Annotated in this window: 20 protein-coding genes and 1 tRNA gene; 12 read left to right on the forward strand and 9 right to left on the reverse strand. The window is 38.4% G+C overall.

The window, feature by feature from the left end:
• The first annotated feature begins 109 nt into the window (after positions 1 to 109).
• The gene (locus ACN0TV_RS13690; RefSeq protein WP_417363483.1) at positions 110 to 424 is read left to right on the forward strand and encodes a DUF3467 domain-containing protein; all 315 of its coding nucleotides are present in this window, start codon (positions 110 to 112) and stop codon (positions 422 to 424) included.
• Between the two features lie 34 nt (positions 425 to 458).
• Here the strand turns inward: ACN0TV_RS13690 and ACN0TV_RS13695 are convergent, their stop codons facing one another.
• Both ACN0TV_RS13695 and ACN0TV_RS13700 read right to left on the reverse strand, forming a co-directional pair.
• Positions 459 to 1,175 carry a DUF4197 family protein gene (locus ACN0TV_RS13695; RefSeq protein WP_417363484.1) on the reverse strand — a complete coding sequence of 239 codons (717 nt, stop codon included), beginning with the start codon at positions 1,173 to 1,175 and terminating at the stop codon, positions 459 to 461.
• A gap of 45 nt (positions 1,176 to 1,220) precedes the next feature.
• Entirely contained in the window at positions 1,221 to 1,718 is a 498-nt protein-coding gene (locus tag ACN0TV_RS13700; protein WP_417363485.1) for a metallophosphoesterase family protein, read from the reverse strand.
• A 133-nt stretch (positions 1,719 to 1,851) separates the two neighbouring features.
• Between ACN0TV_RS13700 and truA the strand changes: the two genes are divergently transcribed.
• Together truA and ACN0TV_RS13710 are read left to right on the forward strand one after the other, a co-directional pair.
• Positions 1,852 to 2,595, forward strand: a complete 744-nt coding sequence (gene truA / locus ACN0TV_RS13705; RefSeq protein WP_417363486.1) for a tRNA pseudouridine(38-40) synthase TruA — start codon at positions 1,852 to 1,854, stop codon at positions 2,593 to 2,595.
• 6 nt (positions 2,596 to 2,601) lie between these two features.
• Positions 2,602 to 4,371 carry an ABC transporter ATP-binding protein gene (locus ACN0TV_RS13710; protein WP_417363487.1) on the forward strand — a complete coding sequence of 590 codons (1,770 nt, stop codon included), beginning with the start codon at positions 2,602 to 2,604 and terminating at the stop codon, positions 4,369 to 4,371.
• Between the two features lie 21 nt (positions 4,372 to 4,392).
• Here the strand turns inward: ACN0TV_RS13710 and cdaA are convergent, their stop codons facing one another.
• Positions 4,393 to 5,178 carry a diadenylate cyclase CdaA gene (cdaA, locus tag ACN0TV_RS13715; RefSeq protein ID WP_417363488.1) on the reverse strand — a complete coding sequence of 262 codons (786 nt, stop codon included), beginning with the start codon at positions 5,176 to 5,178 and terminating at the stop codon, positions 4,393 to 4,395.
• Positions 5,179 to 5,267: 89 nt separating this feature from the next.
• A complete protein-coding gene (gene folP, locus ACN0TV_RS13720; RefSeq protein ID WP_417363489.1) occupies positions 5,268 to 6,107 on the reverse strand; it encodes a dihydropteroate synthase in 840 nt (279 codons plus the stop codon).
• Between the two features lie 125 nt (positions 6,108 to 6,232).
• On the opposite strand from folP, the gene ACN0TV_RS13725 reads away from it, so the two are divergent.
• The 5 genes from ACN0TV_RS13725 to ACN0TV_RS13745 all read left to right on the forward strand — a co-directional run bounded on the left by ACN0TV_RS13725 (position 6,233) and on the right by ACN0TV_RS13745 (position 9,887).
• The gene (locus ACN0TV_RS13725) at positions 6,233 to 6,778 is read left to right on the forward strand and encodes a DUF1599 domain-containing protein (RefSeq protein ID WP_417363490.1); all 546 of its coding nucleotides are present in this window, start codon (positions 6,233 to 6,235) and stop codon (positions 6,776 to 6,778) included.
• A gap of 52 nt (positions 6,779 to 6,830) precedes the next feature.
• Positions 6,831 to 7,922: a BT_3928 family protein gene (locus tag ACN0TV_RS13730; RefSeq protein ID WP_417363491.1), complete on the forward strand. Its 1,092-nt coding sequence runs from the start codon at positions 6,831 to 6,833 to the stop codon at positions 7,920 to 7,922.
• 77 nt (positions 7,923 to 7,999) lie between these two features.
• The gene (gene tpiA, locus ACN0TV_RS13735; protein WP_417363492.1) at positions 8,000 to 8,749 is read left to right on the forward strand and encodes a triose-phosphate isomerase; all 750 of its coding nucleotides are present in this window, start codon (positions 8,000 to 8,002) and stop codon (positions 8,747 to 8,749) included.
• A 13-nt stretch (positions 8,750 to 8,762) separates the two neighbouring features.
• Positions 8,763 to 9,596 carry a 50S ribosomal protein L11 methyltransferase gene (gene prmA / locus ACN0TV_RS13740; RefSeq protein ID WP_417363493.1) on the forward strand — a complete coding sequence of 278 codons (834 nt, stop codon included), beginning with the start codon at positions 8,763 to 8,765 and terminating at the stop codon, positions 9,594 to 9,596.
• A 15-nt stretch (positions 9,597 to 9,611) separates the two neighbouring features.
• Positions 9,612 to 9,887, forward strand: a complete 276-nt coding sequence (locus tag ACN0TV_RS13745; RefSeq protein ID WP_417363494.1) for an ATP-dependent Clp protease adaptor ClpS — start codon at positions 9,612 to 9,614, stop codon at positions 9,885 to 9,887.
• Here ACN0TV_RS13745 and ACN0TV_RS13750 read toward each other — a convergent pair whose 3' ends face one another.
• The 4 genes from ACN0TV_RS13750 to ACN0TV_RS13765 form a co-directional block, all read right to left on the reverse strand.
• Positions 9,888 to 10,106 carry a DUF2892 domain-containing protein gene (locus ACN0TV_RS13750; RefSeq protein WP_417363495.1) on the reverse strand — a complete coding sequence of 73 codons (219 nt, stop codon included), beginning with the start codon at positions 10,104 to 10,106 and terminating at the stop codon, positions 9,888 to 9,890. It abuts the gene before it with no gap.
• Positions 10,107 to 10,172: 66 nt separating this feature from the next.
• Positions 10,173 to 11,564, reverse strand: a complete 1,392-nt coding sequence (locus tag ACN0TV_RS13755; RefSeq protein ID WP_417363496.1) for an MBL fold metallo-hydrolase — start codon at positions 11,562 to 11,564, stop codon at positions 10,173 to 10,175.
• A gap of 131 nt (positions 11,565 to 11,695) precedes the next feature.
• Positions 11,696 to 12,109, reverse strand: a complete 414-nt coding sequence (locus ACN0TV_RS13760; RefSeq protein ID WP_417363497.1) for a DUF6691 family protein — start codon at positions 12,107 to 12,109, stop codon at positions 11,696 to 11,698.
• 10 nt (positions 12,110 to 12,119) lie between these two features.
• Positions 12,120 to 12,677 carry a YeeE/YedE family protein gene (locus ACN0TV_RS13765; protein ID WP_417363498.1) on the reverse strand — a complete coding sequence of 186 codons (558 nt, stop codon included), beginning with the start codon at positions 12,675 to 12,677 and terminating at the stop codon, positions 12,120 to 12,122.
• A gap of 168 nt (positions 12,678 to 12,845) precedes the next feature.
• Here ACN0TV_RS13765 and ACN0TV_RS13770 point away from each other — a divergent pair.
• Both ACN0TV_RS13770 and ACN0TV_RS13775 read left to right on the forward strand, forming a co-directional pair.
• Positions 12,846 to 12,919, forward strand: a tRNA-Arg gene (locus ACN0TV_RS13770).
• 635 nt (positions 12,920 to 13,554) lie between these two features.
• The gene (locus tag ACN0TV_RS13775; RefSeq protein ID WP_417363499.1) at positions 13,555 to 13,959 is read left to right on the forward strand and encodes a GreA/GreB family elongation factor; all 405 of its coding nucleotides are present in this window, start codon (positions 13,555 to 13,557) and stop codon (positions 13,957 to 13,959) included.
• Between the two features lie 139 nt (positions 13,960 to 14,098).
• Here the strand turns inward: ACN0TV_RS13775 and ACN0TV_RS13780 are convergent, their stop codons facing one another.
• Positions 14,099 to 17,107 carry a ligand-binding sensor domain-containing protein gene (locus ACN0TV_RS13780; RefSeq protein ID WP_417363500.1) on the reverse strand — a complete coding sequence of 1,003 codons (3,009 nt, stop codon included), beginning with the start codon at positions 17,105 to 17,107 and terminating at the stop codon, positions 14,099 to 14,101.
• A 309-nt stretch (positions 17,108 to 17,416) separates the two neighbouring features.
• Here ACN0TV_RS13780 and ACN0TV_RS13785 point away from each other — a divergent pair, with 309 nt between their 5' ends.
• Positions 17,417 to 20,530, forward strand: a complete 3,114-nt coding sequence (locus tag ACN0TV_RS13785; RefSeq protein ID WP_417363501.1) for a SusC/RagA family TonB-linked outer membrane protein — start codon at positions 17,417 to 17,419, stop codon at positions 20,528 to 20,530.
• 11 nt (positions 20,531 to 20,541) lie between these two features.
• Positions 20,542 to 22,272 carry a RagB/SusD family nutrient uptake outer membrane protein gene (locus ACN0TV_RS13790; RefSeq protein ID WP_417363502.1) on the forward strand — a complete coding sequence of 577 codons (1,731 nt, stop codon included), beginning with the start codon at positions 20,542 to 20,544 and terminating at the stop codon, positions 22,270 to 22,272.
• Positions 22,273 to 22,292: the final 20 nt, after the last annotated feature.

The following is a 22,292-nucleotide window of genomic DNA, read 5'->3' on the forward strand; positions in this document are numbered from 1 at the left end:
GTTTGATAAACAATGAGCCCTGGAGATTTTCTCCGGGGTTTATTTTTTAAAATTCTTTCTTGAAATCTCCTAGATCTTAGTACCTTTAGTTATATCAAAAACATGACATATGAGCGATCAGAAAGACCAAAATAAGAATCAAATTAATATTGAAATCGATGATGTGACCGCTGAAGGGACCTACGCTAATTTGGCGATCATAAACCATTCGGTTTCTGAATTTGTAGTTGATTTTGTAAGTATTATGCCAGGGAGACCCAAGGCTAAGGTGAAAAGCAGAATTATTCTTACTCCACAGCACGCCAAAAGATTTCTGAAAGCATTACACGACAATGTTCAACGCTTTGAGAGTAGCCATGGGGAGATTAAGGATTATGAGCAACCTCCGATTCCTTTAAATTTCGGACCTACGGGTGAGGCTTAAAATGATTCTTTGCCTAAGTCTACTATTGGTTATATTATTTTGTAGTAGTGCCCAACACAGAGTTTAATATGGTACTAGGATTTGCTCTGGTGTCGTTTTCTACATCTTCCACAACGTTAAAGAGTCCTTCAACTAATTGTTGAGTTATCGCATCGTTTAGAAGTTCAGAAGTGTTTTGAGTAGTTCCTGTGCCCATTAGGGCTCCCAATACCGAGCTAAAGGTTCCACTATTGCTTCCAAGGGCATTACTTAACAGGGCGTTAATTCCAAGCTTTTCGGTTTGTGCTCGTACAACAGGCATAATGGCAGCACTTAACTGTGTTTCGGTTTTAGTTTTTAGGTAATTGGTGGCGGCACCATTGCCTCCAGAGACAATATTGATGGCATCTGATAAAGTCATTTGGTTAATCGCTTTTTTTACGATCGGACTTGCTGTTGTAATAGAGGCATTGGCGATTTGGCTAATGTATTGTTTTTCCTTGTTTACAATATGCGACAATCCCAAGGATTCCAGCTTGGTGTTGATGTCTTTTAATTCTTTGGGTAGGGCGGCCTCAATGAGAGCGTTGGTCATAAATGCATTCGAATCTTCAAAAAGGTTAAAGGCTTCAGAGGTTCCATTGTTTAGTACGCCTTGAACCGTGCTTAATATGGCATTGGAATTTGAACTGGTTTGCTGCATGCTTGTGCAGGCAGAAAAACTACTTAAGATTAGGAGATTGATAATGAAGAATTGTAATGTCTTTTTCATGATTTTATATTTTATGTGAAAAATAGTTGTTCGTAAGGTGGAGGATTATGTTCTTTTTTCTAGTTCAATGATTTCAAGTTCTCTGATCGCATCCTTGTCAATGACAAATCGCAACATGGTTCTGACTTGATGAATTCCATACTTACCTGCTGCTCCCGGATTCATATGTAGTAAGTCAAGTTTTTTATCCCATTGTACCTTTAAAATATGTGAGTGTCCGCATACAAATAATTTGGGTGGATTTGCTTTAATTTCTTCTTGTACTTTAGGATTATAACGGTTTGGGTACCCTCCGATATGCGTCATCCAAACATCCACATCCTCACATTTAAAGCGATTGTTTTCCGGGAATTCTGATCGAATAGTCGCATCGTCTATATTGCCGTACACTGCTCTTAGTGGCTTGAGAGCTTTGATGGCATCGGTAACCTCAAGACTTCCGATGTCCCCGGCATGCCAGACTTGGTCAGCTTGTTTTACATACTTTAATATCTTATCATCTATGTAACTGTGCGTATCGGATAGGAGTAATATCTTTTTCATTTGCGTTGATCCGGGGTATTGGTTGAAGGCATCCTTTTAGGTCCATATTTTTGTTTTGTTAAAACAACCTTCGTCAAGTATGCTTTTTAAATTATTGGTATCTTTGTTCACTGTTACAAAAATAAGGTTTTAATTGAGATATTTTATTGCGCTTTCATATAATGGTAAGCATTACCATGGTTGGCAAACCCAGCCCAATGCGGTAACCGTCCAGCAGACCATCGAAGAGGCTCTGTCAACCTTGTTAAGGGATAAGATTAGTATCCTGGGTGCGGGACGTACTGATGCCGGTGTTCACGCTCGCTTGATGTACGCTCATTTTGATTATACACCTGAACTTGATGTAAAAGTGTTTATCCATCAACTTAATAGTTTTCTACCTAGTGCTATTGCAATTAAGGATATTTATCCCGTAATACCTGATGCGCACGCTAGGTTTGACGCTGTAAAACGAAGTTATACCTATTGGGTGGTACAACAGAAGGATCCATTTTTACAAGATTATGCGTATTATTTAAGAGCTGATTTGGATATTGCGACCATGAATAAGGCTGCTGCTATTTTACTTGAAACGAAAGATTTTCAGTGTTTTTCCAAATCAAACACCGATGTAAAAACCTATATTTGTGATGTACAAGAAGCGCATTGGCAACAGGATGATTCTTTGTTAGTTTTCCATATCACTGCCGACAGATTTCTTAGAAATATGGTAAGGGCTGTAGTGGGAACCTTGATAGAAGTGGGATTAGGTCGATGTAGTATTTCCCAATTTAAACAGATTTTAAAGAGTAAAGATAGGAGACAGGCGGGTGTTTCTGTTCCTGCACAGGGGCTTTATTTGACAGAAGTTCAATATCCTAAGAATATTTTTTTATAAAAATTAATGAGTTCAGATAGTAATAAACAAAAATTCGATTTTAGGTTATTCAAGCGATTGATGCAGTATGCCAAAGCGTACCGATTAATTTTCTTCGGTGTGGGCTTAGCAGCGATATTGCTTTCTGTATTTTCATCAGTACGACCAATACTTTTAAAATACACTGTGGACGATTATGTGCTCACTAAGGACAGTCACGGTTTGCTGCTTTTTGTGATATATATGGTCATCGCTCTTGTTTTAGAGGTTATCAGTCAACTTTCATTTATCTATTATGCCAACTGGCTTGGACAGTCTGTAATTAAGGACATCCGTGAGAAGTTATTCAAACATATGATGCGCTTTCGGATGGAGTATTTTAACAACTCCTCCGTAGGGGTACTGGTCACTAGAGCCGTTAGTGATATCGAACGTATTGCCGCCATTTTTAGTGACGGCTTGTTTATGATTGTCAGTGACATACTTAAGATGATTGTAGTGGCCAGCGTTATGATTTATTACGATTGGCAATTATCACTTATCGTATTCGGAATACTTCCACTGATGCTTTATGCCACAAGACTCTTCCAAAAAGCCATGAAAAAAGCTTTTGTGGAGGTGCGTAAGGAGGTCTCTAACTTAAATTCCTTTGTACAGGAACGATTAACTGGAATGAAGATTGTTCAATTGTTTGTTCGTGAAAAAGGGGAGTACGAGCGTTTTGAAGAAATTAATGGGCGACACAAGAAGGCCTGGATCAATACGGTCTGGTATAATTCCATTTTTATAGCTGTAGTAGAATTAATGTCTGCCATTACCACAGGTCTTATTGTTTGGTATGGTGGGCTGAGATCTGTTGTAGGAGGTGCGGAGGACTTAGGGAACATCTTTATGTTTATTATGCTCTCTAGTATGATATTTAGACCACTTAGACAAATAGCAGATAAGTTTAATACCCTTCAGATGGGAATGGTGGCTTCACATAGGGTTTTTGATGTGTTGGATACCCAGAGTAAAGTACAAAATGCCGGAACCATAGAAGCGGATGTCTTAAAAGGGGAAATTGAAATGAGTAATGTGCGTTTTGGTTATATCAAAGATGAAGAGGTATTGCATGGCATTTCCTTAAAGGTCAACCCAGGTGATACCATTGCTATTGTCGGTGCAACAGGAGCGGGAAAATCTACCATTATAAATCTTTTAAACAGGTTTTACGATATTAATTCGGGATCCATCACCATTGACGGGGTCAATATACAAGACTACACTGTAGAATCTCTGCGTTCTCAGATTGCTGTAGTTCTTCAGGATGTATTTTTGTTTGCCGATACCATCCTTAATAACATTACCCTAAAAGATCCAGCGATTAAGGAAGCGGATGTGATTCAAGCGGCCAAAGATATAGGAATTCACAAGTTTATCGAAAGCTTGCCCGGCAGCTATCATTACAATGTAAAGGAACGTGGTAGTATGCTATCCAGTGGACAACGGCAATTACTAGCGTTTTTAAGGGCTTATGTGAGTAATCCAAGTATATTGGTCTTGGACGAGGCAACGTCTTCTGTAGACGGCTACTCAGAGCGTTTGATACAAACCGCGACAGAAAAGATAACCAAGGGTAGAACCTCTATTGTTATCGCGCACCGGTTGACAACTGTTAAGAAAGCCGATAAAATCATCGTTATGGATAATGGGAAAATTGTGGAAATGGGCACGCATAAACAACTGCTTAAAAAACAAGACGGTTACTACAGGAATTTGTACGAGGTGCAGTTCTTGGCAGAAGAGACGGTTTAAAACCGCGATAAGGTATTTCTGTTAAGCCAAGTCTTCGAGTATTTGATTCTTTAAATCTTCAAGAGTCTCAAAAAGGACAAACTCTCCGTTTTTCATATAGGATATCTGACCATTCTCTTCACTGACAACCATGGAGACAGCATCAGTTTTTTCTGTGACTCCTATGGCAGCACGGTGGCGTAGGCCAAAGCGTAGAGGAATATTTCGTTCATTAGAAACCGGTAAAATGGCTCGGGTCGCTACAATTCTATTGCCTACAATAATAATGGCACCATCGTGAAGGGTACTGTTCTTATAAAATATACTTTCCAATATGGGTTGATTGACCTCAATGTCCATATGGTCACCTGTGTGCTTTACGAATTCCAGTGAGTTATTTCGCTCTATGACAATTAGTGCTCCCGTGCGGCTCATGCTCATTTTTTCGCAGGCCGATATAATGGCATCTACATTGGTCTCCACAGTGGTGGTGTCTTGCTTCATAAAACTGAAGTGTTTTAACAGCCCATTTTTTCCTCTGAAATTCGTGGAGCCCACCATGAGTAAAAATTTACGTATTTCCTGTTGGAAGACCACCAATAGTGCAAAGAAACCAGCACCGATAAAATTACCGAGAATATTACTTAAGATACGCATGTTTAGCGCCTCAGTTAACCAATAAATAATGTAGATCACTACAATCCCCATAAGAATGTTAATGGCGACGGTTCCCTTTACTAACTTATAGACGTAATAGAAAAGAAATGCGACTAAAAAGATGTCTATAATGTCTACCACCTTTATTTCTACAAAATCAAATAATTCCAAATTGCTCGGTTTTTAGGTAAATTTAAAAAAAATATAATTGGTAAGATGGAAATAACATTCCTGGTAAAATCTTTAGCCACGACTGTCTTTTAAATATCGCTGGTATTCTTGGTTATCATCTGATGTATATTGACACATTCTACGGCTTCTTTTACATCGTGTACCCTAAGGATATGAGCGCCTTTACCCAAGGCCAGGGTATTTAAACTTGTAGTTCCATTTAATGCGTGTTGTGGGTCAGTCTTTAACAGATTATAGATCATTGACTTTCTGCTAATACCCACAAAGAGTGGCAACTTCAAAATGTGAAGTAAGTCCAGCTTGGCCATCAGTTCATAGTTTTGATCTAAAGATTTTGAAAAGCCAAAGCCAGGGTCAACAATGATGTCGTTTATTTTATGGGCGCGTGCCTCTGCAATTCGTTCTGAAAAATAATACAGCAATTCTTTCATCATATTGCGGTATTGGGTTTTTTCTTGCATGTTTTCCGGATTCCCTCTCATATGCATTAGGATGTAAGGGACCCGAAGTTCACCAACGGTGGATAACATATCGGGATCCAATAAACCTCCTGAAATATCATTGATGATACTTGCGCCGTTTTCTATGTTTTGCCTTGCTACTTCAGCTCTAAAGGTGTCAACAGATATTAAGGCTTCGGGAAAATGTTTTAGGATGAGTTTTGTTATGGGGACACTCCTTTGGATTTCTTCTTCTGTGCTTACCTGCTTTGCTCCGGGACGACTACTATAAGCGCCCAAATCGATAAAGGTGGCGCCTTGTTCTAAAATAGCTTCTACGCGATTCAAAATCGGAGTGTCTTTTGTGTACTGTCCACCGTCATAAAATGAGTCTGGAGTTACGTTTAATATCCCCATTACTCTAGGAATAGATAGGTCAATTAGGCTGCCCTTACAATTGATAGTCATCTAATTATGGTATTAAATTTTATGCTACATAGCTCACTTACAATGGTCAACTTGTGAAAGTTTAGCGCTGTGGCTTTGACCATTGAAAATTTTGAGCGAAATTTACGCAAAATAGGATTAAACTTATGCAAAATACATCAAAACAATATGACGGTGTCATTGGGCTCTGTCGGGATTTGTTTGAAAAAAAGATGAAAGACTACGGTAGTGCATGGCGTATACTGCGTTTACCGTCTTTCACTGATCAAATTTTTATCAAAGCCCAACGAATTCGTTCGATTCAGGATAATGAAGTACGCAAGGTCGATGAGGGAGAGGTTTCTGAATTCATTGGAATCGTCAATTACGCGATCATGGCGTTGATTCAACTTGATAAGGGTGTAGGTAGTGATGCGGATGTCGATGTTAAGCAAGCTTTGGATCTCTATGATGAAAAGGTGGCTCAGACTAAGCAACTCATGGAGGACAAGAATCATGATTATGGGGAGGCATGGAGAGATATGAGAGTAAGCTCCTTGACAGATTTGATTCTTCAAAAGATATTACGAGTAAAACAGATGGAAGATAATAAAGGAAAGACCTTGGTGAGTGAAGGATTTGATGCGAACTATCAGGATATGATAAATTATGCGGTCTTTGCTTTGATCCATCTTAAGGCGGCCCAGGTCTAATAGACCCTTGACCTATTGTGATAAAATCGAGTAACACAGAAATTAAATTATAATGAAAATAGCCGTTTCAGTAGCCAGAATCCTTGTGGGATTACTATTTTTAATCAGTGGATTAATTAAACTTAACGATCCTGTTGGTTTTTCTTTCAAACTTGAGGAGTATTTTAGTCCTGAGGTTTTAGACATGGCATTTTTACTGCCGTTTGCCTTACAAATTGCCGTGTTGCTAGTAATCTTTGAAACTGTACTCGGGGTGATGTTGTTGTTGGGGTACAAACCAAAATTTACGGTTTGGTCATTACTTCTTATGATCATCTTCTTTACGTTCTTAACGTTTTATTCTGCTTATTTCAACAAGGTCACTGACTGTGGATGCTTTGGAGATGCCATCAAATTAACCCCGTGGGAATCCTTTTCCAAGGATGTGGTGTTGCTCTTATTGATACTAGTCTTGTTCTTTGGTAGAAAGCATATTAAACCTTTGAAATATGCAGGGATTATCACCATGGCAGCCTTGGCTCTGTGCTGTTGGTATGCCTATCATGTTTACAATCATTTACCAGTGGTTGATTTTCGACCTTATAAGATTGGGAAAAACATAGAACAGGGTATGGAAATCCCAGAGGGCGCACCTCAGGCTGTTTATGAGTATGCATGGAAGTTTATGGTGGATGGCCACGAAAAAGTATTGGTGACTACAGGAGATTATCCAACGGTTGACGGGGAGTTTGTGGATGTAGAAACAAGTTTGCTCCAAGAAGGTTACCTACCTCCAATTCACGATTTCACCATGGAGCGTGATGGAGTTGATTATACGGAGGAACTTTTAGCAGAGCCCTTGTTGATGGTCATTGTCGCCAGAGTGATTGATAATGCTGATGGTGAGGGTTTAAAAGGGGTTATAGCCTTGGCAACTAAGGCCAAAGAAAAAGGATATCGCGTTATAGGATTGAGCGCTTCTAACAAAGAGCAGTTAGCATCTTATAAAAAACAGTACGGTTTGGATTTTGATTTTTACTTTTGCGATCTCACTACAGTCAAGACCATTGTCAGGTCCAATCCTGGAGTTCTAGAGTTAAAGTCCGGAACCATTACTCAAAAGTTGCATTTTAATGATGTAGAAGACTTTGAGTTTGAAAATTAATATGGTTGGACCAATTGAGATTGACCGTTTTAAAAAAAGAATGAAATATTAATTATATACCTAAATTTAAAAATAGCATGAGAGAAAAAATAGTTGCGGGTAACTGGAAAATGAATAATGATTTGGCTGAGACTCAGACTTTGATAACGGACCTTAAAAAAGTTTTGACCGATACCGATGTAAAGGTAAAGGTGGCGCCGACCTATGTTAATTTATATCCTGCTTATGAAGCCTTGAAGGGTACAGCAGTTGAGGTTGTCGCTCAAAACATGCATCAGGCTAAAAATGGAGCATATACAGGTGAAGTATCAGCTGGTATGCTTAAGAGTATCGGGATTATTTCTGTGATTTTAGGGCACTCTGAAAGACGTGCTTATTTTGGTGAAGACGACGCTCTATTGGCTCAAAAAGTTTCTGCAGCGGTTGATGCGGGTTTAAATGTCATCTTTTGTTTCGGTGAGGAATTAGAGGATCGAAAAAGTGGTAAACACTTTGAATTGGTTGCAAGCCAGTTAAACAATGGGTTATTCCATTTACCGGCAAGTGCTTGGAAACAAATCGTCTTGGCCTATGAACCGGTCTGGGCTATCGGGACCGGAGAAACTGCATCTCCAGAGCAGGCTCAAGAAATGCACGAATTTATCAGAAAAACTGTAGCAGAACAATATGATGCTGCATTGGCTGAGGGTGTTTCCATATTGTACGGAGGAAGTGTAAAACCTTCCAATGCTGCTGAGATCTTTTCTAAGCCTGACGTTGACGGTGGATTGATTGGTGGAGCGTCTTTGAATGCTGATGATTTTGTAGCTATCGTTAACGCCTTTTAATTAAAGAAATTAAATGGATCAAATTTATTTGGAATATACTTTCAAAGTAACACCTGCAAATCCCGGAACCGAGATCTTAATCGCGGAGCTGGGATATGCCGGTTTTGAAAGTTTTGTAGAGCTAGAAGATGGTGTTATTGCTTATATACAAAAGAGGGATTGGAACCCGGAGATTTTGAGTGAGCTTGTCATTTTAAAAAATCCGGAATTTGAAATCTCACATACCTCACTTGAAATAGAGCAACAGAATTGGAATCAGGAGTGGGAACGTAACTTTCATCCAATTGTAGTGGATGGAATCTGTACAGTGCGCGCACCATTTCACCAGGTTCCTGATACCAAAATCGATATCATTATTGAACCAAAAATGAGTTTTGGAACTGGGCATCATGAGACGACTCATATGATGATTCAGTTTATTCTTCAAAATGATTTTGTAGACAAAACGGTCTTGGATATGGGAAGTGGAACCGGAGTCTTGGCTATTTTGGCAGAAAAGCAAGGTGCGGCTGCAGTGGATGCCATTGATGTAGACAATTGGTGTTATTTAAATGCCCAAGAAAATGTACTTCGCAACGATTGCAGCAAGGTTCAGGTTTATGAAGCAGACGCCTCAATACTTTCCGGAAAGCGATATGATGTAATTATAGCTAATATCAATCGAAATATTTTATTGGAGGATATTCCTGTTTATGCCAATTGTTTAAACGAAAATGGAATGTTGTTTTTGAGTGGTTTTTACAAAGATGATATTCCAAAGATCCAGGAACGCTGTGAAGAATTTTCGTTAAAGTTTGTTGAAAATCTTGAAAAGAATCTTTGGGTTGCCGTAAAATTCATAAATTAGTATAAAATATTGAAGATGAGTACCAAAGAAAAAATATTAGAGGATGTTCTAGTAGATGAGCTCGTAGTCAAAGAACATGAAATCGTATTGTATAACGATGAGGTCAACACATTTGATTACGTTATCGATACGCTTATGAATGTTTGCGACCACACCCCGGAGCAAGCGGAACAGTGTTCAATCATTGTGCATTACAAAGGGAAATGTACCGTTAAAACAGGTGATTACGAATACTTAAAGTCACGTTGTACTAGATTATTGGAAGCTGGACTTAGTGCAGAAATTGTGTAACTAATCCTTAGGTTTGTATGTAGAAATACCACAAGCCTTATACAAGGGGCAAACTCGAAAAAAACACGTCAATAGCATTACAATGGCTATGAGCATTAGCATTACGCCCAAAATGCCTTTTATGATTTGAAAATAAAATAGCATCGCGATTACAAAGGCAATAACTACTCGAATTAGCTTATCTGTATTACTCATATTCATCTTTATCTTCATTGGCATCTTTTTTTAATTCCTAATTCTAATTTTACTACAACTGTATACAGCTTAATTCATTGTGCAATTTTGCTAAGAAAGAGGCATTTCAGTCTCTTTTAAAGCACCAAATCCGCCTTTAATGTCTGTAAGCTTGGTAAAGCCTCTAGCGCTTAGTATGGACGCTGCAATGGCTGAGCGGTATCCTCCGGCACAGTGAATGTAATAGGGTTTTTCTTTGTCTAGTTCACCCATGTTCTCATTGATAAAATCCAAGGGAAAACTATCTGCGTCAAGCAAGTGCTGAGTGTCAAATTCACCAGGTTTACGAACATCCAGTATGCTACTAGTGCCGTTTTTTTGGTTTTGGTAGTCTTCCTCAAAGGTTTGTGCATCAATGGATGCAATAGTCTGTGTTTCTTTCCCGGCCGCAATCCAGGATTCAAGTCCTCCTTCTAAATACCCAAGGGTGTTATCGTATCCCACCCTTGATAATCGGGTAACCGTTTCTTCGGCTTTACCTTCAGGAACCACGAGTAACAAAGGTTGTGCAAGATCAGTAATTAAGGCACCAACCCAAGGGGCGAAGGATCCGTCCAAACCAATAAAGATAGAATTTGGAACATGTTGTTTTAAAAATTCTTCAGGGGATCTAACATCAAGTACCACGGCAGAGGTTTGGTTAGCAAGGTGCTCGAATGCGATAGGATCCAAAGGAACATTTCCTTTATCTAGAACGTGTTCGAATGTATCATAGCCCTGCTTGTTGAGCATGGCGTTTTTTGAGAAATATTGAGGCGGGGGTAGTATGCCTTCTAATAGCTCTTCAATAAAGGCAACCTTTGTCTTATCCTCTTGAAGTGCGTAGTTGGTCTTTTTCTGATTACCTAAAGTGTCAACGGTATCCTTACTCATGTTCTTCCCACAGGCCGAACCCGCACCGTGTGCCGGGTAGATCAATAAATCATCTTCCAAAGGCATGATTTTATCATGTAAGGAATCGTAGAGCATTCCAGCAAGATCTTCCTTGGTTATATCTTGTTTGATGGCTAAATCGGGTCTGCCGACATCGCCTATAAAAAGCGTGTCTCCTGTAAATAGAGCGTGGTTTTTACCTTGGGCATCTATTAGCAGGTAGCAACTTGATTCTAGGGTATGTCCCGGTGTGTGAAGCACTTTAATTTTCACGTCTCCAAGGCTGAATTCTTCCCCATCTTTAGCTTGGTAAATGTCATAACTTGTCTCAGCATTAGGACCATAGACAATAGTAGCTCCTGTCTTTTTCGCTAAATCTACATGACCGGAGACAAAGTCTGCATGAAAATGAGTTTCAAAAATGTATTTAATTTTTGAGCCCGTTTTTTTAGCCCTAGCGATATAGGGTTCTGTTTCTCTTAAAGGATCGATGATTGCCACTTCGCCCTTTGACTCTATATAATAGGCGCCCTGAGCTAAACATCCGGTATAAATTTGTTCAACTTTCATTTTTGTACACTTTTTTGCATTGTTCCTAAAAGTTAATTTTAAAGGAACACCTCAAAGGTACGAAACAACTAGCTTTTTGCCATTCTGAATTCTAACAAAGTGTTCTTGTTCGCTTTGTTAGATGTACATTTTTAATGTGGAAGTTTGGTTTTTAAAAGTCCATATACAAAAGTTCCTGCAACCGCAGCAGCCAATACAATAATCATGGAGAACAGTCCTGTGCCTATGAGGGTGAATATGGGGCCTGGACAGGCACCTGTGAGCGCCCAGCCTAAACCAAAAATAATACCTCCAATAAGATAGCGATACTTAGTTCTGTCTTTTGGTGGGAGTAGCATTGGATCTCCATGGTATGTCTTTAGTTTAAACTTTTTTGAAAGCTGAATTAGGATGACTCCGGTAAGTACAGCACTTCCTATGATTCCATACATATGGAAGGATTCAAAACGGAACATTTCAAAAATGCGATACCAGGATACAGCTTCTGACTTTACAAGTACTATCCCAAGTAACATTCCTGTTGCGATAAATTTTATGTATTTCATAATTGAAGTATTAAAATAATAGGGGTAGAATAAAGTGTGTCATAACCAGTCCTCCAATAAAGAATCCTGTCACTGCGATAAGTGAAGGAATTTGAAGGTTGCTCAGACCAGTGATGGCATGGCCGGAAGTACAGCCACCTGCGTAACGGGTTCCAAAACCTACTAAAAAGCCACCTATAACGAGTATAGTGATTCCTTTTAAACTAAAAACAGCCTCTGATCCAAACATTTCCATTGGGACTAAGGATTCGCCTATATTGTCAAAACCAAATTCTTGTAATTGGAGTACAGTTGCTGTATTCAACTGCATTAGGGAATGATCACTTAGTAAAAAGTAGGCTATGCAACCTCCTAGAATAGCACCAAAGACAACCGTGAGGTTCCACAGTTGTGACTTCCAATCGAATCGGAAGAATTCGGCGTGTTTTCCTGCTCCTCCTATGGAACATAAGGTTCGTAAATTGGATGAAACCCCAAAGGTTTTACCAAAATAGACCAACAGAAACATGACAAGTGCGAGTATTGGTCCGGATATATACCAGGGCCAAGGTTGAAGTATGAGTTCCATAAAACAAAAATATTTAATGTAAAACAAAGATAAGTTTTCTTTGTATGCGCAGGTAGTTTAGAACAAGATACCAATAACTCGTTTTTTTTAATTAAAATTTGGTGCATATATCATAAAATATATTATATTTGCACCCGCATTTGGGCAATGTCTTATTGCTAATTTAACGGCCTCGTGGCGCAACTGAATAGCGCATCTGATTACGGCTCAGAAGGTTGCAGGTTTGAATCCTGCCGAGGTCACTTTTAGGTAGTTAAATACCTGCACAAAACCACACAATTCCTATGAATCGTGTGGTTTTCAAGTTTTTATGGGTTCATTTAATTTGGATTGAAATGCTATAAAATACTATAAAATGGCCTTTTACACTTGCATATTTCCCTGTACCTTCTAATACATATTTTGCTTTTTCTCGTAATTCTAATAGGACATCATCAATCACTCAATTTATAATGTTATTGGGGTGTATTTTCCGTGGTGGGGAATTATCTCCCGCATCTTTATTTGAAATCATTCTAATATTTTATTAAATTACTGATCTTTAGTAGTTTATCAGTATTAGTGTTGTGGTGTGTAAATTGGGCACAACATTTGCTGATGTAGAGATGAGTGTATTTTGTCTTCTTTTAGAATTCAAAGTATTTAAGGGTATTTCTGTAGGCTAATTAATTTAAAAAAGTCAATTAGCCAGGGGGTACCTTATATCAATATATACGATTGTCAGAAAATAGGCTTTTAGGAGGTTCCAACGAATTCTTCTAGGGGAACTGTTGCTGTTTAGTTTATAAAAGAATCTCAGTTGGACGATCATTTTCAAAAACAAACATTAAAACAAAATATAAAATAGAAGAAACAGTCTTCATAATACTATAAGATCATGGAAAAAACAAAATTAATCATCGAGAAGAAGGAACTTGAAGTTCTAAAAGAGTTGGTAAAAAATTCTAATTATTTTAATGATAATGTTCTTAAACAATCCGTTAAAGAACTGCTAGAAGAACTTAAAGATTCGCAGGTCTTAACCCAGGAAGAAATGCCTGGTGATGCGGTGCGCCTCAACTCAAAAGTGACCGTTAATTTAGCTAATGGTTGGAGTAATACTTTTAAAATTGTCCATCCTAGAGATAGTGACATAAAGAAAAATCTATTCTCCATACTTTCTCCTATGGGATTTGCCTTATACGGTCATCGTAAAGCTGACGTGTTTTCTTGGAAATTCCCTGCAGGACCACAGACGATCACAGTCACTGATGTTGATAACTCGGAGGTGGTGCCTCATTAATGGCATAAGGGCTCTTGGAGTCTAATGTGTATTAAAGATATTACAAATGATAACACTGTAGATCGCTACTTGGTTATTGTTTGTAATATTTTTTTGTTTACAGCAGATTCAACTAGCCTCATCAGACGCAATATGTGCTTTAAATAGCGGTCACCTTGGATATCTCTTTTAGTTTATCCAATACCTTTTCGTGGGACTCTAGTTTTAGCTTTTTCTTCAAACGGTGTCGAGCAATCTTTACAGAACTCACCGAGATACCAAACAAAGTCGCGATATCTTTTGAGGTGAATTTCATCAGAATCAATGCGCATAGTTTTATATCGCGTTCACTCAGGTTTGGGTACCTGACTTTTAGGTTGTTGATGAAGGCTGGATGGATTTCGTTAAAAAGTGAATAGAAATGATCCCATTCCTTATCGAACATAAAGCTATCGTTAATATGATTAATTAAGGTCGAAATACTTTTCTTGCTAATTTCTTTTTGTTTTATCTCCTCTTTGAGTTTCTCTTTTATGGTATTTAATAAGTCATTTTTATGGACTGCCCTAAGAGTGTTATTGGTCAATTCTTCGTTTTTAAAATTGAGTTCTGCTCTGAGCTGTTTTTGTTGCAGATCGTGGTGCTCCTTCTCAATTTTAAGGATTTTCATTTTGTTTCCAAGGATTTTATTTTGTTGGTATTTTACTTCTTCTGTTTTGTTCTCCAGAAGCTGTTTTAATTTTTGTTCTCTATCTTTTAATACGGAGACTCTCCAGTGATAGGTAATGCTAATGAGAATGATCAGAACAAGGAAGATCACAATTCGAAACCAAAGCGTCTGCCATAGGGCAGGAAGCACCTTTAGCTGTAAACTGGCGATGTGCTTACTGGGATTGCCATTTTGATCCATGGCCTTTACTTTTAAGGTGTAATTGCCTGGGTCTAAATTTGTAAATGAGATGGTTCTAAGGTTTCCGACTTCGTTCCAAGAATCCTTTAATTCTTCGATGGAGTAGGCATACCATAAATCCTGTGATATGATAGGGTCAGAACTAGTGTAGGTAATGGTTAAAAAAGTAGTTTGTGGCTGAAGTTCAATTGTTCGCTCAGGATTATTCTTGTACCTAGCGAGCTTAATTGAATTAATATGAGATTCTGAATCTTCATTTTTTGCAATTACAGAGGTGAAATTAATTTTAGATTCTAGGGTAGTGGGTTGTAATTGGTGCGGTGAAAAAGACGAAAGTCCGAAGGCCCCTGCCATGAGTATATCTCCGTTTTTCGCTAAATATGCGCCACTTCCGTTAAAGGTATAGATGCCATCATTTTCGTTAAAGTTGGTTATGCTCCCCGAAGTATCTATTTTAGTTAGACCCATATTGGTACTCAACCAGATATTGTTAGAATGGTCTTTTAAAATTCCTTCAATAGTATTTCCTTTTATTTTATCGAATTGCTTATAACGCTCAAATGTGTTGTTTGAACGATTGTACTTATTGAGTCCATAACCGTAGGTTCCGACTAAGATGTTTAGGTCATTAGTTTGACCAATGGATCGAATATAGTTGCCACTTATTGAGCTACTGTCTTGGTCGTGATGATAATAACTATATTGTTTATAGGATGTTCCGTCTTTTTCATACCGAAATAGGCCGTTGGAGGTTCCGACCCACATGTCGCCTTTTACATCTTTTAAAATGACATTTACCAGGTTGGAAGAGGATCGCTCATGCTCATTGGGAAATAGATGTTGTTTTATATTGAATTGGCTGTCAAACACCGTTATTCCGATCCTGTGTCCAACCCATATATCTCCATGTTTATCCAGTTCCAAGGCGTAGGCTCCCTTTAATCTACTGAACTCATTAATGGGGATAAATTTATTGGTTTTGATATCAAGAATACTCAGTCCACCTCTAAGGGTGGCAATCCATAATCTATTATTTTTGTCCTCCAAAAGTGACATCACAATACTTCCGTTGAGGTCTGTATTAATTGCCGGGTTGTCTATGTAGAAGGAGGAGGTTTTATCTTTGGGGTTGTAACGAACTAATCCGTTTCTCCCGGCAGAAAGCCATATGTGTCCGAAACTATCTTCAAGTATGGTCGATCCCTGTTGATCCTTATGTGAAAAACCTATTTCTAGTGCGGGAATATTTTTTATGACGAATCTATTTTTGACAATCGATAGTCCGCCATGCACTGTAGCCAGTAGAATATTGTTGTTATGCCCTCTCTCAATGGCCAGTATAGAATTGTCTGGAATGTTCTCGGGATTGTAGTAGTTCTGAGTGTAGTAATGGAACTCCTCGCTTGTTTTGTCATAGAGGTTTAAACCGCCTCCATCAGTGCCTATCCAAACCTTTCGTTTTTCGCTCAGCAGGCATAATACAATATTGTTGTTAATAGATGTCCCCGGATTCGAATTTCTTTTATAATGTCTCACCTCACTTCGAGAAATATTTATTTTAAAAAGGCCGTTTCCATTTGTAGCTACCCAAAGGTATCCGTCTTGGTCCATGGTGAGATCATTGACTCTGGTGTTGTTTGTTTGTTGATCCAGTGGAATCGAGGTAACTTTGTCATTTTTAAGCGTTAGAACCATTCCTTTAGCGGTGCCCAAAAATAGGCTCTCGTCTGAACCTTTATGTATTGAGGTGATAGTTTGCCTTTCTAAAGTAGGGATAAGCTTAAGACTTCCATCAATAATATTTCCTTGTTCGTTGTATTTAAACTTAAGCAGTGCACCTGTATCGGTACCTAGGTACGCCAAATCTCCGTCAATTAGTGCCATGCTAATAATATTTTGACTCAAGTACTGACGAAGATCAATATTCGGATGTTGAATTTTTTTAAACTCCCGATCTCCTTTAATTAAAACATAAAGCCCAGTGTAGGTGGTCGCCCATATGTTTTGATACGCATCTTCTGCTAATTTATTGACATTAGAGTTCCTCGGTAAGGTATATGGGATAGTTTTATCACCGTCATATCTATCTATGGCAATTCTATTGCCCATCCATAGTATTCCATTAGAGTCCTGAAGTACTGCAGAGATTCGTTTGGAAGAAATGCCTTGCTTATGATCAATGGTTTTAAATCGCAAATCATATTGCTGGGCAAATGTTAGGTTTAATGATAGTAGAAAAAATAATACTAATTTACGCATCGCACATTTCTCTTTTGTTACCCATTGATTATCTGTGTTATATATCTATGTACGACATATATGTGTCGCTTAACACCTATAAATACTGGGTATTACCGATGGGGAAGATACAACATGTATCCCAAAAGTAAAACAATAGTATCCTAAATGTTGCCCTATTTTATTAACACTTATTTAACTTATTGCATACTTTGCTCGCCGAAATCGAACCTCAGAGCTCTGGTTATTTACGGTTTCTTATAAAATTTATGAATTCTAATTTATCGACTACTATTAGCTATTAATCAAAAACTATCTAACAAACTATTTATGAAAAACTTAATTCTTTTGTTTTGTGTTTTTTGTTCCTGCATACCGCTGGTTGCACAACAAAATGTCATCACAGTGAAAGGGCAGGTTATGGATACAGAGATGGATTCCCCCATTCCTGGCGTTAACGTCCTTGAAAAAAATACAACTAACGGAACGATGACCGATTTTGATGGGGAGTTTAGCATCACCGTTAAACGTGGTACAACGGTAACCTTTAGTTATATCGGGTACCAGACTCAAGAGGTCCTTATTAAAGATGATGCGCCACTTTCAATCGGCTTGACTATGTCAGCGGAAAACTTGGATGAAGTGGTACTTGTTGGTTATGGTGTTCAGAAGAAAGAAAACCTAACCGGTGCAGTAAGTACAATCTCCGCAGAAAAAATTGAGAACAGACCTGTTACTGATGTTATGCAGGCCATACAAGGAGCAGCTCCTGGTTTACAACTAACTGTTGGAAACTCTGGCGGGGAGCCCGGTGCTAGCATGAATATCAGTATTAGAGGTGCTGGAAATTTACAAGGAACTGGAGCTCCATTGGTTATTGTAGATGACATTCCATTAAATAATCCTAGTGATATGAATGATATCAATCCCAATGATATTGAGAGTATATCCGTGTTAAAAGATGCTGCCTCCTCTGCTATTTACGGATCCAGAGCTGCATTTGGGGTGATATTAATAAAAACCAAGAGTGGAACAGCGACGGATGGTCATAAATTTAACTACTCCAACAATTTTTCTTATTCTTCTCCTTTGAATTTACCGGAAATGATGAACTCCCTTGAGTTTGCTGAATATTTTAATTTGGCAGCTACAAATGGTGGGAGAAGCGTATTGTTCACTGAGGATGTAATAGGACGAATTAAAGCTTATATGAATGATCCTGTAAATACTCCTGTTACTGTGCCGACAGAAGATGGTACCAGATGGCAACAGTATTCTGGATCGAATGCCAATACGGATTGGTTTGATGTGATGTACAAGGACATTGTACTTCGTAAACAACACAACCTTAGTTTCTCCGGTAAACAAAAGGATGTGAGTTATCACGTTGCGGCAGGGCTCTTAGATGCCCCTGGTGTAATGAGCTATGGCGACGATTCTTATAAACGTTATAACTTAAATGCAAAATTCACTGCTAAAATGACCGATTGGTTCCGATTTAATGTGAATATGCGAATGGCTAGAATAGATCAAGAGCGTCCAAGCTATGATCCGGGACTGTATTTACACAACATTGCCAGACGTTGGCCAACCAATGGCGTGGTGATGCCTAATGGAAGTTTTAGTGATGGGTCCGAGATTCCGTTCATTGTAGACGGAGGAAGAAGAAACTCGGAATCTTATAATTCGAATCTATCTTTAAACTTAATTTTTGAACCTATAAAGGATTTAAAATTAACGACAAGTTTGTTGTATAGAAATTACCATACTGAAATACAAAGCCACAGTGCCAAAGTCTCTGTTACTGAGCCTGATGGAGCCGAACGTCTGATTCGTCAAAACAACAGTATCAATAATTATGCGTCAAAGAATACTTATATATCTCCAAACTTGGTGGTGTCCTATAAGAAATCTATTAACAACGCACATAACTTTGATGGACTTATTGGTTTCCAACAAGAAGAAACTAAGTACAATTCTTTATCTGGAAGTAAGGATGATTTGATCACCGAAAGTGTTCCATCTATTAGAACTGCAGTAGGAGAGGATTATGTTGATGCTACCTTGGGTTCTTATGTGACCAGAGGTTATTTCGGACGTATCGGGTATAACTATAAAGAAAAATATTTACTTGAAGTTAACGGTCGTTACGATGCTTCGTCTCGGTTTGCTGAGGACATGAGATGGGATTTCTTCCCTTCAATATCTGTGGGATATAACGTTGCCAAAGAAGGATTTTGGAATATCGATGCGATCAGTACATTTAAACTCCGTTATTCAACGGGTAGTATTGGTAACCAAAATGTTGCAAATTACCTGTATATAGGACGCATGCCTATTCGAACTAACCTTTGGTGGTTAACCGATAGCGGACGACCAAATTACACCTTGACACCTGGACTTATTAGTCCTGATATTACTTGGGAAACAGTATCTACTGATAACTACGGTTTAGATATCAGCGCATTAAACCAACGTTTAGACCTTACTTTCGAGCTCTTTAAAAGAACAACAGAGAACATGTTCGGGCCTGCTGAGCGTTACCCTGCATTATTGGGTACCGGAGCTCCACAATCTAACAATGCTTCTTTAGAAACTAAAGGTTTTGAACTCAGTGCAAATTGGAGAGATAACATTGGAGACTTTGGGTATAACATTGGTTTCATTGTTTCTGATGCTGTCACAAAGGTTACTGAATATTCTAATCCTAACAATTTGTTGAATACCTATAGGGTAGGAGAAGAATTGGGAGAAATTTGGGGATTTGAAACCGTTGGTTTGTATCAATCACAAGCTGAGATTGACAATGGTCCGGATCAGTCTGCTATATGGGGTGGTGATTGGCAACCAGGAGACGTTCAATACGTTGACCAAAATGGAGATAACATCATCGACTACGGAGATAGCACACTAGATAACCCAGGTGACCGTGTCATTATTGGTAATTCAACTCCACGTTATACCTACTCTATAAATGGCGGTATGAATTATAAAGGAATCGACTTCTCAATGTTTTGGCAGGGTGTTGGTAAGCGGGATCTTTGGACTGGAGGAGCTTATACCTATGGTGCAGTTGGAAACCAATGGCAGTCTGCTGGGTTGAAATCCCATTTAGATCACTGGACTGAAGATAATCCAAATGGATTTTATCCAAGGCCTACCTTTAACAATGCTGAGCGAAATCAACAGACACAAACACGCTATTTACAAGATGCATCTTACTTGCGTTTAAAAAATGTCACTTTAGGCTATAGCTTCTCTGATCAGATCCTAGAGCGTTTACGCATGGAGCGTATCAGAGTGTATGTATCGGCAGAGAACCTGTTAACCATTACTAATATTTCTGATGTTTTTGATCCTGAGGCCACAGGTGGAAGATGGGGGAATGGGAAAATTTACCCACTTCAAAAATCAATTGCAATTGGTCTAAATGTTGAATTTTAAAACTAGCTCTAATGAAAAAATATAATATACTATCATTTGTTCTTATAGCCGTGTTTATTACTTCTTGTAGTAATGACTTTTTGAACAGGCTTCCGGAAGATGAGATATCTCCAGAACAATATTGGAAAACAGAGAATGATTTGAAATTGTTCTTGAATCAATTTTATACGGCCTTCCCTGTGCATAACGGTTGGAATGGAGGGATATTCGAATTCGATAACAACAGCGATAACCTGTTACCTCAAAACATTAACGAACGATTTGTCGGGAATAATAATATCGCTCCCAGTTCTGATAATTCATGGAACTTCGGCAATATTCGTGATGTGAATTATTATTTGGAAAACGCTGTAAATGCGCAAGGACCTGAAGATTTAATTAACCATTATAATGGGGAGGCTTATTTCTTTAGAGCGTATTTCTATTTTAGACTTCTAAAAAGATTTGGAGGAGTTCCTTACATTGATAAAACTCTTAATGTGGATTCTCCAGAACTCTTGATGCCAAGGCTTCCTAGAAATGAATTGGCAGCTAAGATTATGGAAGACTTAGATCGCGCCTTAGCTTTGTTATTGCCAAAGAGTGGCGTTGAAAACTTTAGAGTGCACAGAGGAGTGGCTCTAGCCTTCAAATCTGAGGTTGGTTTGTATGAAGGTACATGGGAGAAATATCATGACGGGACACCTTTCGGTGCTCCTGTGAATGAAAGTAAAAAGTTTCTTACTCTAGCTGCACAGGCTGCTGAAACAATGATATCAGAAGGACATTACAATTTGTTTAATGACGGTACAGAGGATACCTATAGAGTATTGTTTAACCGTTATGATTACAGTAACGTTGATGAAGTTATTTTTTGGAAAAAGTATAGTGTAGCTGATGGTGTAGCGCACCGTGTAAGCCACTACATTCCGCAGAATGGTTCAGGAACAGGGTTGACAAAATCTTTAGTTGAATCTTATTTGTGTAAAGATGGTTTACCTATCTCATTAAGCCCTTTATATGGTACTGAAAGTGAAACTAGCTTAACCGCTATCGTTGAGAATAGAGATCCACGACTTGTACAAACTATTTGTACACCAGGGGCTTTGATTACTGAAAGAGCTTCACAAGATGACATCTACTTTGAGTATCCCGCCTTTAGAGAAAACGGAGAGACAGTTTCTACTACAGGGTTTCAAATTTACAAAGGAGGTTCTCTTGATGAGAGTGAAAAGGTTGAATCCTCAACTGGCGCTATTATTTATAGATATGCTGAAGTGCTACTAAATTTTGCAGAAGCAAAGGCAGAACTTGGAACTCTCACTCAGGCTGATTTGGATAAATCCATCAACTTGTTAAGAAATAGAGTTGGAATGCCTCCAATGTCTATAATTCCAACTGTGGATCCTAATAAATTATTTCCAGAGCTAAGTGATCTAATCAATGAAGTGAGAAGAGAGCGTAGAGTTGAGTTGGCCTTGGAAGGAAAGCGATTTGATGATTTAATGCGTTGGAGAGCACATGATCTTTACCAAAACAAAAGATTCTTAGGGTTCAAAATCCAAGGAAGTGATATGGAAACTGAATTCTCTGATTTGATTGGAAGTTCAATTCTGGTAAATGCAGATGGGTATATCGATCCTTATATGAATATCATTCCAAATGGTTTTGGTTTTGATGAAAACAGAGATTACCTAGCAGCAATTCCAACAGAACAGATTGTTCTAAGTGATAACACTTTAGAACAGAACCCTGGTTGGTAGTTATGTTGCAATGAATATTA

Origin of the sequence: Galbibacter sp., from assembly GCF_048266365.1 — a bacterium.
Lineage (GTDB): Bacteria > Bacteroidota > Bacteroidia > Flavobacteriales > Flavobacteriaceae > Galbibacter.